Source organism: Chryseobacterium sp. R2ACT005 (genome assembly GCF_049949215.1).
GTDB lineage: Bacteria > Bacteroidota > Bacteroidia > Flavobacteriales > Weeksellaceae > Chryseobacterium.
Genome location: NZ_CP188192.1, coordinates 3,855,719 through 3,871,897, shown reverse-complemented (window position 1 = coordinate 3,871,897; position 16,179 = coordinate 3,855,719). Strand labels below are relative to the sequence as shown.

At 37.3% G+C, this 16,179-nt stretch carries 20 protein-coding genes; 1 reads left to right on the top strand and 19 read right to left on the bottom strand.

Features of this window, described 5'->3' with window-relative positions; translation table 11 throughout:
• Positions 1-2: 2 nt before the first annotated feature.
• The 15 genes from nuoL to ACPF63_RS17685 form a co-directional block, all read right to left on the bottom strand.
• Complete coding sequence (nuoL, locus tag ACPF63_RS17755; protein ID WP_077413860.1) at positions 3-1,916, bottom strand: NADH-quinone oxidoreductase subunit L; 1,914 nt, start codon at positions 1,914-1,916, stop codon at positions 3-5.
• Positions 1,917-1,918: 2 nt separating this feature from the next.
• Positions 1,919-2,248 (bottom strand): NADH-quinone oxidoreductase subunit NuoK, encoded by a 330-nt coding sequence (gene nuoK, locus ACPF63_RS17750; RefSeq protein ID WP_002983557.1) that lies wholly within the window; start codon positions 2,246-2,248, stop codon positions 1,919-1,921.
• A 4-nt stretch (positions 2,249-2,252) separates the two neighbouring features.
• The gene (locus tag ACPF63_RS17745; RefSeq protein ID WP_047382162.1) at positions 2,253-2,750 is read right to left on the bottom strand and encodes an NADH-quinone oxidoreductase subunit J family protein; all 498 of its coding nucleotides are present in this window, start codon (positions 2,748-2,750) and stop codon (positions 2,253-2,255) included.
• Positions 2,750-3,307 carry a NuoI/complex I 23 kDa subunit family protein gene (locus ACPF63_RS17740; RefSeq protein WP_040996950.1) on the bottom strand — a complete coding sequence of 186 codons (558 nt, stop codon included), beginning with the start codon at positions 3,305-3,307 and terminating at the stop codon, positions 2,750-2,752. The genes ACPF63_RS17745 and ACPF63_RS17740 overlap by 1 nt, the downstream gene beginning before the upstream one ends.
• A gap of 152 nt (positions 3,308-3,459) precedes the next feature.
• Entirely contained in the window at positions 3,460-4,524 is a 1,065-nt protein-coding gene (gene nuoH, locus ACPF63_RS17735; RefSeq protein WP_426480793.1) for an NADH-quinone oxidoreductase subunit NuoH, read from the bottom strand.
• Positions 4,525-4,700: 176 nt separating this feature from the next.
• Positions 4,701-5,699 carry a 2Fe-2S iron-sulfur cluster-binding protein gene (locus ACPF63_RS17730; protein WP_047382170.1) on the bottom strand — a complete coding sequence of 333 codons (999 nt, stop codon included), beginning with the start codon at positions 5,697-5,699 and terminating at the stop codon, positions 4,701-4,703.
• Between the two features lie 41 nt (positions 5,700-5,740).
• The gene (locus ACPF63_RS17725) at positions 5,741-6,652 is read right to left on the bottom strand and encodes a hypothetical protein (protein ID WP_180565154.1); all 912 of its coding nucleotides are present in this window, start codon (positions 6,650-6,652) and stop codon (positions 5,741-5,743) included.
• A gap of 5 nt (positions 6,653-6,657) precedes the next feature.
• Positions 6,658-8,016, bottom strand: coding sequence for an NADH-quinone oxidoreductase subunit NuoF (gene nuoF, locus ACPF63_RS17720; RefSeq protein ID WP_426480792.1), 1,359 nt, complete (start codon positions 8,014-8,016; stop codon positions 6,658-6,660).
• A 96-nt stretch (positions 8,017-8,112) separates the two neighbouring features.
• Positions 8,113-8,622: an NADH-quinone oxidoreductase subunit NuoE gene (gene nuoE, locus ACPF63_RS17715; RefSeq protein WP_426480791.1), complete on the bottom strand. Its 510-nt coding sequence runs from the start codon at positions 8,620-8,622 to the stop codon at positions 8,113-8,115.
• 91 nt (positions 8,623-8,713) lie between these two features.
• A complete protein-coding gene (gene nuoD, locus ACPF63_RS17710; protein WP_047494369.1) occupies positions 8,714-9,937 on the bottom strand; it encodes an NADH dehydrogenase (quinone) subunit D in 1,224 nt (407 codons plus the stop codon).
• Positions 9,938-10,006: 69 nt separating this feature from the next.
• Positions 10,007-10,501 carry an NADH-quinone oxidoreductase subunit C gene (locus ACPF63_RS17705; protein ID WP_077413862.1) on the bottom strand — a complete coding sequence of 165 codons (495 nt, stop codon included), beginning with the start codon at positions 10,499-10,501 and terminating at the stop codon, positions 10,007-10,009.
• Positions 10,502-10,507: 6 nt separating this feature from the next.
• The gene (locus ACPF63_RS17700; RefSeq protein ID WP_002983540.1) at positions 10,508-11,068 is read right to left on the bottom strand and encodes an NADH-quinone oxidoreductase subunit B; all 561 of its coding nucleotides are present in this window, start codon (positions 11,066-11,068) and stop codon (positions 10,508-10,510) included.
• Between the two features lie 101 nt (positions 11,069-11,169).
• Positions 11,170-11,541 carry an NADH-quinone oxidoreductase subunit A gene (locus ACPF63_RS17695; RefSeq protein ID WP_047382179.1) on the bottom strand — a complete coding sequence of 124 codons (372 nt, stop codon included), beginning with the start codon at positions 11,539-11,541 and terminating at the stop codon, positions 11,170-11,172.
• A 253-nt stretch (positions 11,542-11,794) separates the two neighbouring features.
• Entirely contained in the window at positions 11,795-11,971 is a 177-nt protein-coding gene (locus ACPF63_RS17690) for a hypothetical protein (protein ID WP_426480790.1), read from the bottom strand.
• Positions 11,972-12,023: 52 nt separating this feature from the next.
• On the bottom strand, positions 12,024-13,154 hold the full coding sequence (locus tag ACPF63_RS17685) for a GTP cyclohydrolase (protein WP_426480789.1): 1,131 nt from the start codon (positions 13,152-13,154) through the stop codon (positions 12,024-12,026).
• Between the two features lie 105 nt (positions 13,155-13,259).
• Here ACPF63_RS17685 and ACPF63_RS17680 point away from each other — a divergent pair, with 105 nt between their 5' ends.
• Positions 13,260-13,970, top strand: coding sequence for a zinc metallopeptidase (locus ACPF63_RS17680; RefSeq protein WP_142719845.1), 711 nt, complete (start codon positions 13,260-13,262; stop codon positions 13,968-13,970).
• On the opposite strand, the gene ACPF63_RS17675 is transcribed toward ACPF63_RS17680, so the two are convergent.
• The 4 genes from ACPF63_RS17675 to ribD form a co-directional block, all read right to left on the bottom strand.
• Positions 13,967-14,572: an IMPACT family protein gene (locus ACPF63_RS17675; protein WP_426480788.1), complete on the bottom strand. Its 606-nt coding sequence runs from the start codon at positions 14,570-14,572 to the stop codon at positions 13,967-13,969. The two genes, ACPF63_RS17680 and ACPF63_RS17675, sit on opposite strands and share 4 nt — an antisense overlap.
• A gap of 119 nt (positions 14,573-14,691) precedes the next feature.
• The gene (locus ACPF63_RS17670; protein WP_077413866.1) at positions 14,692-14,874 is read right to left on the bottom strand and encodes a bacteriocin-like protein; all 183 of its coding nucleotides are present in this window, start codon (positions 14,872-14,874) and stop codon (positions 14,692-14,694) included.
• 41 nt (positions 14,875-14,915) lie between these two features.
• Positions 14,916-15,080, bottom strand: a complete 165-nt coding sequence (locus ACPF63_RS17665) for a bacteriocin-like protein (RefSeq protein WP_426480787.1) — start codon at positions 15,078-15,080, stop codon at positions 14,916-14,918.
• Between the two features lie 61 nt (positions 15,081-15,141).
• A complete protein-coding gene (ribD, locus tag ACPF63_RS17660) occupies positions 15,142-16,167 on the bottom strand; it encodes a bifunctional diaminohydroxyphosphoribosylaminopyrimidine deaminase/5-amino-6-(5-phosphoribosylamino)uracil reductase RibD (protein ID WP_426480786.1) in 1,026 nt (341 codons plus the stop codon).
• Between the last annotated feature and the right edge of the window lie 12 nt (positions 16,168-16,179).

Genomic DNA, 16,179 nt, shown 5'->3' with positions numbered 1-16,179 from the left:
TATTATTGTAATAAAAAGTTAACAATTAATATAATTCCCACAGCTAAAGACATGATAAGAATATACGTCTCTACATTTCCGTTTTGAACACGCTTCATAGCTTTTCCGCTGTCTTCAGCACCATCACCTACAAAGTTTACAAAACGGTCTAAGATACCCTTATCAAACATCTTTCCTCCGCGTCCTAATCCTTCAACAGTTTTTACAATCAATGCGTTGTAAAGTTCGTCAACGTATAATTTTTTAGCAGAAAGCTTTTCCCATCCGGTATAGCTTTCTTCTGCAACAGCCATTTTTTTCTTCTTCACGTAGGTGTTTCTAACGATAAACCATACAGAGAAGAACATAAGGATTGTTGCTGCTAATAAGATCATTTCAGTATTGAAATCTACTCCTGAAAGAGTAGCTTCCATCTGGCTGTAGCTTTGTTCCGTAAGAACTGGCTTTAACCATTCCATCAGTTTGGCATAATGTCCGTGACCGATGAAGTGTGGCAGATTGATGAAACCTCCGATTACAGAAAGAATAGCCAATACGATCAATGGTAATGTCATATTTGACGGGCTTTCATGTAAGTGGTGTTTCTGCTCTTCAGTACCTCTGAATTCTCCGTGGAATGTCAAATAATACAGTCTGAACATATACGTTGCAGTCATTGCCGCTAATGCAAATAATATTACCCAGTAAACAGGGTTTTTAGCGAAAGCTGCGACTAAAATTTCGTCTTTAGAGATCATCCCTGATAGTAAAGGGAAACCTGAGATGGCTAATGTTCCGATAAGGAATGTAGCGTGGGTAAGAGGAATATATTTTTTAAGACCTCCCATGAAACGCATATCCTGTTCGTTGCTCATTGCATGGATTACAGAACCTGCACCCAGGAATAATAAAGCCTTAAAGAATGCGTGTGTCATTACGTGGAACATCGCTGTTGTATACGCTCCAAGACCTAAAGCAATGAACATAAACCCAAGCTGTGAAACGGTAGAGTAAGCTAATACTTTTTTGATGTCGTTCTGACGAAGTGCATAGAATCCTGCCAAAGCAGCCGTTAAGAATCCGATGAATAAAATTCCTCCCTGTACTGTAGGTGCCAAAGTAAATAAGAAGTTTGATCTTACTACCAAATAGATCCCTGCCGTTACCATCGTTGCCGCGTGGATCAACGCTGATACAGGAGTAGGTCCGGCCATCGCATCCGGTAACCATGTATATAATGGAACCTGAGCAGATTTACCGGTAGCACCGATGAATAAACTCGCTGTGATAAAGATAATCACTGTTCCGTCCAATTCAAATTTTGAAGCGTTTTCTGCTACAGAAAGATAATCTACAGCATTGGTCTGAGAAGCAATCATGAAAATACCGATCAATAACGCAAGGTCACCAATTCTGTTCATAATGAAAGCTTTTCTTGCTGCTTTACCGTATTCTTCGTTAGTGTACCAGAATCCGATCAACAGGTAAGAACAAAGACCTACACCTTCCCATCCGATGAATAAGATAAGGTAGTTGCTTCCCATTACCAAAAGTAACATGGAGAAGATGAAAAGGTTCAGATAAGTAAAGAACTTATAGAATCCTTTGTCATGACTCATATATCCGATAGAGTATAAGTGGATCAGTGAACCGATACCCGTAATGATCATCACCATCATTAAAGAAAGCTGATCAATCTGGAATCCAAAATTGATTTGAACTCCATTGACTCTAAACCATTCAAAAGCTTTTACGATTACAGGCTGGCTTTCAGAATTGAAATTCATAAAAAGACTTACAGCGATACAGAATGATCCGAAAACCATTGCCGTAGCCAAAGATCCAACCAATATTTTTGGAAGATTTTTCCCGAATAAACCGTTAATAAGAAACCCTAAAAGTGGTAAAAGTACTATTGCATATACTAGATTCTCCATTCTTATCCTCTTAATTTATTAAATATACTCACATCTACAGAACGGGTATTTCTATACAGCATAGCAATAATTGCCAGACCTACTGCTACTTCAGCAGCAGCCACAACCATAATGAAGAAAACTAAAAGCTGTCCGTCGCCGTTGCCTTTATACGCTGAAAAAGCTGCCAATAAAAGGTTTACAGAATTCAGCATAAGCTCTACACAGCCCAGAATCACAATAGCATTTTTTCTAAGCAATACTCCCATTACTCCCAAACAGAACAATACTGATGAAAGAATGATGAAGTAGTCCAAAGGGATGCTTTGTATAAATGTATTTACTTCTCCCATAATTTTATAAATCTTTTTTACCGATTAATACCGCGCCTACAATACCTGCCAAAATTAGGATGGAAGCAAGCTCAAACGGTAAAACATATTCATTAAACAAAAGTCTACCCAGATTTTTTGTAAGACCAATACCTCTGTCTACATTTTCAACAACAATGTGTTTGTCCTGTACACCTCTGAAAACTCCTAGTACACCTACTAAAAGAATACCTGCTGTAAAAACTCCAACAAACTTTAAAGTATTGTTCTTCTTACTTTCGTCTCCTTTATTAAGATTAAGCATCATCAGGATGTAAAGGAAAAGTACCATGATGGCACCTGCGTACACTATAATCTGGATAATTGCCAGGAACTGTGCATTTAAAAGAATGTACATTCCTGCAATTGAAAACATTGTAACAATCAATGACAAAATAGCATAGAGAGGATTTCTTGCAAATACAAAATAAACTGCACTTGCCACTGCTAAAAACGCCACCAAGAAAAATAAAAACTGATCCATTATTTTACCGCATTTTTTTGTTTCTCGGATTGTCTTGTCGTGATATCAATCCTTTCATTTATTTTTTCAACTAGTTTATCTTTTCCGTAAATGAAAGAACCTCTGTTCGTTTCCACATCTACTAGTCTATCAGTAAGATAGATGGCAGATTTAGGACAGGCTTCTTCACACATTCCGCAGAAAATACATCTTAGCATATTAATTTCATATACTGAAGCGTACTTTTCTTCTCTGTAAAGACCTTTTTCCTCTTTTGTTCTTTCAGCAGCAGTCATCGTAATGGCTTCTGCAGGACAAGCTACCGCACAAAGTCCGCAAGCTGTACATCTTTCTCTGCCTTCTTCGTCTCTTTTCAGAACGTGCTGGCCTCTCCAGATGGTTGTTCTTGGCTTCTGTACTTCCGGATACGAATATACTGCGGGAGCACCCTTTATCACGGTTCTTACAGCATGCTTAAATGTAATCCCCATCCCTGTAAAGATAGCAGGAAGGTAGATTTTTTCAGCAAGGGTCATTTCTTTATTGGAAACAACTTTTGATCTGTTTGTAAGTTTCATTTAATTATAGATATTAGATGTTAGACACCAGATTTTAGACTAATCTTGTCTGTTATCTTAATTATTTAATATTGATGATTGAATATGATAGGCTAAAGATAAAGCTTTGATTTCATTATCAAATTTTCAAATCAGCTCATTTTCAAATTTTCTTAGTTTGCAAATGCTAAAATTACAGCTCCTGTAATTAATAGGTTTACCAATGCCATTGGAATTAATGTTTTCCATCCCAAGTGCATTAACTGGTCGTATCTGAATCTTGGAAGTGTCCATCTGATCCACATGAAGATCAGAATTCCGATTACAGTCTTCGTTAAGAATGCTACGATACTTAAGATTCCTGCAGTGTTCTCACCCCAGTTCTGAGTTACCCATTCAATACCAGGATAGTTGTAACCTCCGAAGAAAAGAACTACCATAAATGCATTAGAAATAAACATGTTCACATATTCTCCGAACATATATAAACCTAATTTCATGGAAGAATATTCTGTAGAGTATCCTGTTACCAATTCAGATTCACACTCAGGTAAATCGAATGGGTGTCTGTTGGTTTCAGCCAATGCTGCTACAAAGAAAACAAGGAAAGCGATCGGCTGGTAGAAAATATTCCAGTTCAACCCGGAAACCCAAGGAATTACACCCCATAATTTCCCAGTAGTCTGGCTTTCTGTAATTTCTTTTAAGTCTAAACTTCCTGTCATCATAATGATAGAAAGAAGTGCTAATCCCATTGCCAATTCGTAAGAAATCATCTGAGAAGAAGCACGGATAGCACCTAGTAATGAATATTTGTTGTTTGAAGCCCAACCTCCGATCATAATTCCGTAAACCCCAATTGAAGCCATTCCGATGATGAAAAGTACACCAACATCAATGTTAGCTACCTGAAGATCAAAAGAAGTACCTGCAATATTTAAACTTTTACCCCAAGGAATAACAGCTCCTGTAATCAATGAAATAAACATTACCAAAGCAGGTCCTAATACGAAAAGGAATCTTTCTGCATTGGCCGGCGTAAAGTCTTCTTTGAAGAAAAACTTTCCACCATCAGCAAGAGGCTGCAGTAATCCGAAAGGTCCGGCTCTGTTGGGACCAATTCTATCCTGCATGATAGAGGCTACTTTTCTTTCTGCCCAGGTAGAGTAGGCTGCAATCGTCAGTGATAGCAGGAAAAGTGCTAGTACAAGTATAAGTTTAAATGTAAGTAAATCCATTTTTTATTTTAAATGTTTGAAGATGGGAGCTGGAAGCTGGAAGTTTATCACCTCGCGGCATCAACTCTTCATCACATTACCAAATTTTTTTATATTTTTTAAAACGATTGAAGTTAAAAGTGGATTGTAGGTTTATTATTAAAACTTCCAGCTTCCGGCTTTTAGATCCAACTATTTTATTTTTCGTCTTTTTCACTGATTTCTTTAGCCATAGGATTGTCTAAAACTCTTAGCTCATCCTTAGGTTTTTCGTAGTGGTTCAATGAAATTACAGAGTGTCTGTCGATATGTCTAGGACCTTCGATGTTCCAGTCTGATAATGCTTTTCTTTCGAAACGGCATGTATCACAGATGAATTCTTCCACTTCACCCCATTGGTCTTTTCTTGCAGTTACTCTTACGATTTCGTCACCTTTCATCCATACTACAGCTTTTCCTGAACACTTATCACATTTACAAGAAGCGTTCATTGGTTTTGTAAACCATACTCTGCTTGCAAAACGAGCTGTTCTGTCTGTTAATGCTCCTACCGGACAAACGTCGATAACATTTCCGATGAAGTCATTGTCTAAAGCTTTATTTAAATAGGTTGAAATTTCAGCGTGATCTCCTCTGAAAAGAATACCGTGTTCTCTTGTTTCTGTAAGCTGGTTTGCTGTCAATACACATCTTGCACAAAGAATACAACGGTTCATATTCAATTTGATGTTCGGTCCAAGATCATCAGCTTCGTAAGTATTTCTTTCAAATTCTGTTCTTGTACTGTCTACACCATGCTCATATCCTAAGTCCTGAAGATGACATTCTCCTGCCTGGTCACAGATAGGGCAGTCCAGCGGGTGGTTTACCAATAAGAACTCGGTAACCGCTTTTCTTCCTTCCTGAGCTTTCTCAGAAGTAAGGTTTTTTACTTCCATCCCATCCATTACATTTGTTCTGCAGCTTGCTACCAATTTCGGCATAGGACGAGGATCTGCTTCAGACCCTTTAGAAACTTCTACAAGACATGTTCTACATCTCCCTCCACTGGTCTCTAGCTTGCTGTAGTAGCACATAGCGGGAGGTACAGATTTTCCACCGATTTGTCTTGCTGCTTCCAGAATGGAAGTACCAGGCATCACTTCAGTAGTCTGTCCGTCTATAGTTATTTTGAATTTTTTAACTTCTTCGCTCATATGATATGCTTTAAGCTTTATGCGTTAAGCAATAGGCTTTGTTATTTATATTTCTTAGTATTAAATGTATATCCAATTCCTCCTAGAACCTGTCCGAAAACAAAGTCCTGGCGTGCTTTATCAGGTTTGTTATTCAATGTAGTTTTAATATCCCACATATTAATATAACCTGCTTTTCCTTCTAGTCTCAGCATCCAGTTTTTCCAGAAAACTAAGTTAAGACTGGATCTGATATCGGTTCCCATACCTGCAACGTGAAAACGGTCACTTCTTTCATTTCCAAAAAGTTTTACATTACTTTTCGGAAACATAAATCCGATTCCAGCTCCATAAGACCATACTAAATCTATATTCTTCTTATGAACAAGGTTTTTGTATTTCTCAAGACCTAAGTTTTCATAATTAAGTCCATCTGTATGTTCGAAAGTAAGGAACTTCTCATCTGCAAGATTTACCTGTCCGTTTTGAACCATTGCTGCATATTCAGGATCTGAAATATGTCCTTTGAAGCCCACAGTCTGGTTTTGGTCCATTACATATTTCATATGGTCTATCCCAAGTACCAGCGCTAAATTGTCTTTAATAAAATATCCTATTCTGAAATTATACTGTGTTACAGTAAACCAGCTTGGATCAAAATAGACAATTCCAAATTTTGTAGGTCTGTCTTGTGCCCTTACATTATTCAGTTGAAAATCGTATCCGTTTCCGGTAAAATGAATATCAGAATTGCTATAAGCCGCTCTGTTCCATCCATAAAATACGAAAACCTGACCTTTTTTGCTTAATGGTAATGGCTTTTCTTTTTTTTCAGCTTTAATCTGCTGTTTCTCACTCGCTACATATGACAAATCCTCTTCAACGGATCTGTTATAACTTGCAGTATCTGTTTTCTTATTCTGTGCAAATACAAAATTCGACATCATTAAGCCGACAACCAATAATTTTTTCATTTTACCTATGCATTCTTTTCAACAGCCGGAATAGGATCTGCATAATGTGCCAATCCATAATTTTGTGTCTGAGACAATTCTGGGTTTTTCACATGCCACTCAAATTCATCTCTGAAATGACGGATTGCTGCTGCAACCGGCCAAGCTGCTGCATCACCCAATGGGCAAATCGTGTTTCCTTCGATTTTTCTCTGGATATCCCAAAGCAGATCGATATCCTCCATCTTTCCTTCTCCTTTCTCGATTTTCTTTAAAATCTTGTACATCCATCCCGTTCCTTCACGGCAAGGAGTACATTGTCCGCAGCTTTCGTGATTGTAGAATCTTGCCAAAGTCATAGTATGATCTACAATACACTGGTCTTCATCCAAAACGATGAAACCTCCTGAACCCATCATAGTTCCGGTAGCGAAACCACCATCTGCCAATGATTCATAGTTCATATATCTTGGCTCTCCATTCACTGTTCTCAGCAATAAATTAGCGGGAACGATTGGAACAGAACTTCCTCCGGGAATACAAGCCTTTAATTTTTTTCCGTTTTTAATACCGCCGCAATATTCATCAGAATAGATGAATTCTTCTACGGTAATAGTCATATCGATTTCGTATACCCCCGGTTTGTTGATGTTTCCACAAGCAGAAATTAATTTCGTACCTGTAGATCTTCCCACCCCGATTTTAGCATACTCAGCACCTGTTATATCAATGATTGGAACAATTGCTGCGATAGATTCAACGTTATTTACTACTGTTGGTCTTTCCCAAAGTCCTTTTACAGCCGGGAATGGCGGTTTTAATCTTGGGTTACCTCTTTTTCCTTCAAGGGACTCAAGCAATGCAGTTTCTTCACCACAGATGTATGCTCCACCACCTCTCTGAACATAAATTTCACAATCGAAACCTGTTCCCAGGATGTTTTTACCTAAAAATCCTGCTGCTTTGGCTTCTTCAATAGCTTCTTCAAGGATATCAGGAATCCATGAATATTCTCCACGGATGTAGATATAAGAAACATTAGAACCTAAACAGTAAGAAGAAATTAGCATTCCCTCGATCAATAAATGAGGAAGGAACTCCATCAGGTATCTATCCTTGAATGTTCCAGGCTCAGATTCATCCGCATTGACAACAAGGTGTCTTGGAACGCCTTCAGGCTTTGCCAAAAAGCTCCATTTCATCCCAGTTGGGAATCCTGCTCCACCACGACCTCTTAATCCTGAAGCTTTTACTTCTTCAAGAATTTCGTCAGGAGTCATTTTCAAGGCTTTTTCAGCTGCTGTATAACCTCCCTGTTTACGGTACGTTTCAAAGTAGCGAATACCTTCTATATGTGCGTCTTTAAGTAAAAGTTTTTTACTCATTGTTTATTATGCTTTTAGCTATTGGTTTGTGGCCGTTAGCTTTTTATAATTATTTTAAAAATTAACTGATTTTAAATCCGGGATTCAAAATCTTTATTAGTCTAAAGCAAGTTGTCCCTGTCTGCAAAGTTCAAGGATTTCGTCTACTTTCTCTATTGTTAAATTTTCATGAAAGAATTTTCCTAACTGCAGCATTGGTGCATATCCGCATGCTCCAAGACATTCAGCAGGCTTTAATGTAAACATGCCGTCTTCAGTAGTTTCTCCATCCTTAATATTCAGTTTTGTTCTGATATGGTCAAGGATTTTTTCACTTCCACAAACCATACAAGGCCCTGTTCTGCAAACTTCCAAAACATATTTACCTACCGGCTTCATATTAAACATGGTATAGAAAGTAGCCACCTCATATACTTCAATCGGCTGGATACTTAATAGTTCGGCAACATAATCCATCACAGGAACATCTAACCATCCTCCGAATTCTTTCTGTGCTAAGTGAAGTACAGGAAGAAGAGCTGATTTTTGTCTTCCTTCAGGATATCTTGCGATAATTTTATTTACCTGTGCTAAACTTTCCGGTTTAAAAGCTATTGTTTCGCTCATTTTTGAAATTTTAGATTTTAGATTTTAAATTCTAAATGAATAACGGTCTAAAATCAATTTATAATTTATAATTCAAAATTTATAATTCCAGTTATGCGTCTAATTCTCCCGCAATAATATTCATACTACACATCGTTACAATGGCATCTGAAATTACAGAACCTGTAATCATTTCAGGGTATGCCTGATAGTAGATGAAACATGGTCTTCTGAAGTGAAGTCTGTAAGGGCTTCTTCCTCCATCACTTACAAGATAAAATCCTAATTCTCCGTTTCCACCTTCTACAGCGTGGTAAACTTCTCCTTTCGGTACATCAGTTTCTCCCATTACAATTTTAAAATGGTAGATCAATGCTTCCATTTTCTGATATACATCTGCCTTTTCAGGAAGATAGAAGTCAGGAACATCCGCGTGGAATGGTCCTTCCGGAAGATTTTCGTATGCTTGTTTGATAATTTTTAATGATTCCCAGATTTCCTGTTGACGAACCATGAAACGGTCGTAAGTATCTCCTGAAGTTCCTACAGGAATAATGAAGTCGAAATCTTCATAGGAAGAATAAGGCTGTGCAACTCTTACATCATAATCTACTCCTGCTGCACGTAAATTTGGACCTGTGAAACCATAGCTTAATGCTCTTTCGGCAGAAATAGCTCCTGTACCGATGGTTCTGTCCATAAAAATTCTGTTTCTTTCTAATAAAGTACCGAATTCTTTGAATCTTGCCGGGAAAGTCTTTAAGAAATCCTGCAATAACTCATGAAACTTAGGCGTGAAATCTCTTTCAAAACCTCCGATTCTTCCCATATTGGTTGTCATCCTTGCTCCGCAGATCTGCTCGTACATATCATAAATACGCTCTCTTTCGATGAACATGTAAGTAAGCCCTGTAATCGCTCCTGAGTCCATTCCGGTTACTCCGTTACAGATCAGGTGGTCACCGATTCTTGCTAATTCCATTAAGATAACACGCATATAGTCTACACGTTTTGGAACTTCAACGCCAATCAGTTTTTCTACTGTCATGTGCCAACCTAAGTTGTTGATGGGTGCAGAACAGTAATTCATACGGTCAGTAAGGGTAGTGATCTGAGAGTAGTTTCTTCTTTCAGAAATTTTCTCAAATGCTCTGTGGATGTATCCTACCGTTTGCTCAGCGTGAAGAATTCTCTCCCCGTCCATCGTTAAGATATTCTGGAAAATCCCGTGAGTAGCAGGGTGGGTAGGTCCTAAATTGAGGGTATACAATTGTCCGTCAATCTGTTCCTTACTTTCGTACTGGTTTAGTATATTAGATAATGAGTTATCTTTCATAATATATAATTGATAAATTGATAAAGGATAATTGATAATGAATCAACCATCAGTAATCATTTATATTTTTTATCTTCCGAACATATTATCGTCCTTATCGGTTCTCGTACCGTCTTCAAGGCGATATTCTTTCAACATTGGGTGGTATCCAAGATCTTCCATATTCAAAATAGGTCTAAGATCCGGGTGTCCTTTAAATTTAATCCCATAGAAATCATACGTTTCTCTTTCCATCCAGTTAGCTCCGGCATAGAGCTCAGTAAGAGAATCTACTTCGATATTTTCTCTGGACATGAATATTTTCAGACGTAATCTGAAATTGGCCATCATATTATGCAAATGGTATACAACGCCTATTTCCTTTTCAGGGAATTCAGGGTAATGAATACCACAGATATCCGTAAGGAAATTAAATTCCAAAGACGAATCTTTAAGGTAGTGAATGATTTTCTTACTATCTTCTTTCTTCACTTCAATCGTCAGCATTCCGTAAGGTTCTGAGCTTGAAATGACAGATTCCGGAAATTCTCTTGTGATTGCTTCTAATACAAATTCGTTCGTCATTTCCGTTTAGTTGCTTATGTTGTAAGAATCTAATAATTTCTGATATTCAGGCATGTCTCTTCTTCTGATGCTTTCGCTTTCTGCAAGAGCCTGTACCTGCATTACTCCTTCAATGATCTGTTCAGGTCTTGGAGGACATCCAGGAACATAAACATCCACCGGAATAATCTTATCGATCCCCTGAAGTACAGAATATGTATCAAAAATACCACCGCTGGAAGCACAAGCTCCAACTGCTACTACCCATTTCGGCTCTGCCATCTGAGTATAAACTTCTTTCAGGACTGGTCCTAATTTCTTTGATATAGTTCCACAAACCATCAGCATATCTGCTTGTCTTGGAGAGAAAGAGTTTCTTTCCATACCAAATCTTGACGCATCATACGTTGGGTTTAGGGTAGCCATAAACTCAATACCGCAACAAGAGGTAGCAAAAGGTAACGGCCAAAGTGAAAACTTTCTTGCCATCCCGATTACACTGCTCAGTTTTGTTGCGAAAAACCCTTCTCCTTCATATCCTTCGGGAGCAGGTGCATCTGTTCTTATTACTGGTTTTTTATCTGACATTTTTAGTAAATATTTAAAGATTAAAATATTTAAAGATTAAAAAATAAGACCTTCACAATCTTTAAATTACTTAAATAAATTCAATCTTTTAATGTTAAAATTTATTTATCCCAATCCAGCGCACCGCGTTTCCAAACATAGAAAAACGCTACGAAGAATATCGCAACGAACGTAAGTACAGCAAGGAATCCCTCCATGCCGAATTCTCTAAAGTTTACTGCGTAAGGATAAAAGAATACGATTTCAATATCGAATAGTACGAACAATACCGCGGTCAGGAAGTACTTGATAGAAAACGGTGTTCTAGCATTTCCTTCTGCAGGAACTCCACATTCCCAGCTTTGGTTTTTTACAGAGTTTCCTTTTTTCTGCTGTGGTCCCAAGAAATGTGCCCCAAGCAAAGAAACAGCTACAAATCCTACTGCTACACCAGCCTGGATAAGGATTGGAATATAACTTTCAGGTAAATTCATTTTTGCATTATTATCTCAATTTGCAAATTTAGCGAATAAACAAGAAAGCATGAAATTTATCAGCTTAAATGTCGGATGAAAATGAGTTAAATCGGTAATTTAGAATCAATAAAAATTAGCTTTTAGTGATTGTTTTTCTTAATGTGTTTTTCCCCTTTTTTTGTAGCAGCTCCCCAAAAATATAGCTCATCCTATGTATTGGAGATATTTTAACTGAATGAAATGCAGATTTAATAAAAATTGGCTTTATATTTTATTTCTTCATTTTTCTTAGAACAGAATATGCCATAAAAGAGATGTATCCAAAAAGAATACTGGCAAAAAGGATATTGATGACGGTATTCGTCCTATCATCCTGCGATTGAAAAAAGATGTTATAACTGATAAATCCGGCAATTAAAATAGCGAAAATGATAAGTTGTGGTTTCATAAAGTTCAAAGTTTAGAGTTTAAAATACTTTTTACATTCTATAAATACAGTATCACTTATTCACTTCCATCGAATAGGTTCTTCTTCTCTTATGATTTACCGGATTATAATCCTGCCATAGGAGCTGCACACTTTTATTTTCTTCAAGTTCAGGATTAGTTTCTGCGAAATTGATTCCCATACTGGTAAATCGTACAAAAATTTCTTTGAAGATAATTGCCGTTACGCCACGTCTTTGATATTCAGGGTGAATCCCGATAAGGTAAAAATTGGCTCTGTCATTCTTTTTGCCTGCTTGTAGGAAATGCCACCATCCGAAAGGAAATAATTTTCCTTTTGACTTTTGTAAAGCTTTAGAATAAGAAGGCATCGTAATGGCGAAAGAAACCAGCTGCTGATTTTCATCCACCACGCAGATCACATAATTTTTATCAATGAACGGGAAATATTTCTCTTTGTATGTTTTGATCTGTTCATCAGAAATTGGAGTATAAGTAGAAAGATGCTTATAAGTTTCATCCAGCAGCTTAAACATAGGTTCTACATACGGGAGGATTTCTTCCTTTGATTTGAATTTAAGAACGCTGAGTTTGTATTTCTGAGCAATCAGTCCACTGAATTTTTCTACTTTTTCAGGAAGTATTTTCGGGAAATTCATCTCATATTCTACCCATTCTTTTTCTTTGGTTAATCCAAGATTTTCAAGATGTTTAGGGTAATAGGCATGATTGTAAATTCCAATCATTGTTGCCAGTTTATCAAATCCCATTGTCAGCATACCGGCTTTGTCAAGATTGGTGAACCCCATAGGCCCTTCAATCTTATTGATGTTATGTTCTTTGGCATAATCAATAGCAGTCTGAATCAATGCTTTAGAAACCTCAATGTCATCGATGAAATCTATCCAGCCAAAGCGTACTTTTTTGATGTCTAATTCTTTTTCCTCCTTGTGGTTTATAATTACTGCGATTCTTCCCACTACTTTACTGTCTTTTACAGCCAGAAATTGCTTGGATTCGGAATAGAGGAATGCCGGATTTTCATTTGCATCCCATATTTTTATTTCGTCTTTGATAAAGGATGGAACATAGTACGGATTATTTTTGTACAGATCCATCGGAAATTTTACGAATTGCTTGAGTTGACCGGCTGTTTTTACTTCAATAATTGAAACCTTAGACATAACTTTTGATGGTAATTTAAGGACAAATATAAATAATAATATCTTATACTTTGGCACAGTTTTTACATCATTATGGATAAAAATTAAACACAAAATCTATATAAAATGGCGGGTTATTATATCATTATTGGTATTTCAATGTTGGTGAGCTGGTGGGTTTCTTCCAGGTTGAAATCAAAATTTGAATATTATTCCAATGTGCACCTTCGAAACGGCCTTTCGGGGAAAGAAGTAGCGGAAAAAATGTTGAGGGATAACGGGATCAATGATGTTCAGGTAATATCTGTTCCCGGGCAGTTGACGGACCACTATAATCCGGCTGATAAAACAGTGAACCTTTCTGAAGGGGTTTATATGCAGAGAAACGCAGCCGCAGCCGCAGTAGCAGCTCATGAATGCGGACACGCAGTACAGCATGCCGTAGGATACTCTATGTTGAATTTACGTTCAAAACTGGTTCCTATTGTTAATATAAGTTCCAATCTGATGCAATTTGTCCTTATAGCGGGTATTGCGGTAATGGCAGCATCAAGAACGATGGAAAATCCCAATGGAAATACAACAGTTCTTGCCATTGGAGTTGCTATGTTTGCTGTGACAACACTTTTTGCTTTTGTAACACTTCCTGTGGAGTATGACGCAAGTAACAGAGCTATGAAATGGCTTAAAGATACAGGAACTGTAACTGCAGAGGAATTTGTAGGAGTGCAGGACAGCCTGAAATGGGCAGCAAGAACTTATGTGGTAGCAGCCTTAGGATCTCTGGCACAACTTCTTTACTGGGGATCATTACTTCTTGGTGGAAGAAGGGATTAATTATTAAATTCAAATGAAACATATTGCATCTCGGAGAGTTTTTCCGAGATGTTTTCTTTTTGTGCAAGCTTCAGTGAGGCAGTAAGAATACAGTTTTCGTTGGCATCAAAATTCAAAACCTTGGCATCAAATTTTGAAAGCAGAGTGAATATTGTATTCTGCTGATTAAAATTAAACTGAATCTCTATTTCCGTTTCCAGTTCACGGGTAATGATTTGAGCTTCTTCCAATGTAATCTTTGCAGATTCCTTATAAGCTTTTACCAATCCCGAAACCCCTAGTTTGGTTCCTCCATAATAACGGACTACAATTACGAGAATATTGGTGACCTCATTTGCCAGCAGCTGATTGTAAATAGGTAATCCGGCACTTCCGGAAGGCTCGCCATCATCATTGGCACGGTAATTTTCACCATTTAATCCCATTCTGAAAGCATAACAGTGGTGAGTAGCTTTCGGATGTTCTTCCCTTATTTTTTCCAGCGCATTCTTTAATTCCTTTTCATTGGTTACCGGGAACGCAAATCCTATAAACTTGCTTCCTTTTTCCTTTAAAAGAGTATTTTCTATGGGTTTTTCTATGGTTTTGTATTCAAACGTCATTGTGTATTCCGGCTTTAATTATGCAAAAATATTAAATGCTTTAGTATTCTGCATCATGATCATAAATTAAGCCGTCAGAATTTGACGGCTTATATATTTTTGAATGTAAAATTATACTGTTACATCACATCTCCACAAAGGTCCATTGGAATCAGACACATATAGCTTGTTGGACCGCAAAAATCCTGAGGGCATTTGTCTCTGCATCTTGTAGGTTGTCCATTAGGGAGTATACATGTTACAAAAATCCCTCCTTTAATGGTTTTCATACTGGCTCTGGATACTTTTTTCAGGTTATTCATGATAATAGTTTTGTTGGATTAATTGATATAATTTAACAATATTAGCATTGGAATGTTCCATCTGCCCAAGGCGGTGGGCAGCTCATACTTGAAGGCGTTGCACAGCAATGCTGTAATGAAGGCGGATAGAATGAGCAGCATTCAGGAGCGTTTCCTCCGTTTATTTTCTTTAAACTCTGTCTTGAAACTTTTTTTAAATTTTTCATAGTAATTTTTTTGTGTAACTAATGTAAAGAAATTATTTCATTCAGTGGTGATAAAGTGCTTTTATTTTAGTCTGAAGAAAGAAACTGTATTGTCTCTGAAATTTTCAATTGCAGTGGGTGTATGATTGAATTCAGGTGCTTTTGTCCCGTTTTCAAGGTTCAGATTTTCATTTTTGATGACAATGGCTTCGTCCCAAAGACCAGCATTGATGAACTGCTGTAGCGTAAAATGGCCCCCTTCAATAATCACAGACTGTATCTGTTCTTTATACAATGCTTCCATAAGTTCAGGCAGGAAATTATTCCTGTTGATTTTAATAAATTGAATAGATCCTTCGATGCCTTCTTTTACTGAATTTAAAACCAATGTCCTTGCTTCATTATTATAAATGTTGAAATTGGACGGAACTTTTAAATCAAAATCGATCAGAATTCTTACCGGGTTTGTTCCTTCTGCATTCCTTACAGTAAGACTTGGGTTGTCATTTAAGGCAGTTTGGGTGCCTACCAGAATAGCATGTTCGTCAGCTCTTAACTTATGGACAAACTGATTCACCAAGGTGTTGGAAACAGCTGTTGGTTTAAAGTCTTTATCCAAAAAGCCATCACCGGATTCTGCCCACTTTAAGATAATGTAAGGTCTTTTCTTTTCATGGTAAGTGAAAAACCTTTTATTAAGTTCAATACATTCTTGTTCAAGAATTCCTGAAACGGCTTCAATTCCAGCATCCAGGATGATTTTCTTTCCTTTACCATTGACTTTATCATGAGAATCCATCGCACCAATAACCACTTTTTTAAATCCTAATTCTTTAATCTTTAAAGCACAAGGTGGAGTTTTTCCGTAGTGTGCACAGGGCTCCAGGGATACATAGATGGTAGATTCCGGAATAAGATCTTTATTTTTAACAGAGTTGATGGCGTTGATCTCAGCATGGTTTTCTCCAGCTTTATGATGGTAGCCTTCACCAATGATCTCTCCGTTGTGTACGATTACACTTCCTACAAGAGGGTTGGGGTAGGTGTTGCCAAGAGCTTTCTGAGCCAGCTCAATACATCTTTTGATATACAGTTCGTCGTTGTTCATATTTATAAAAAG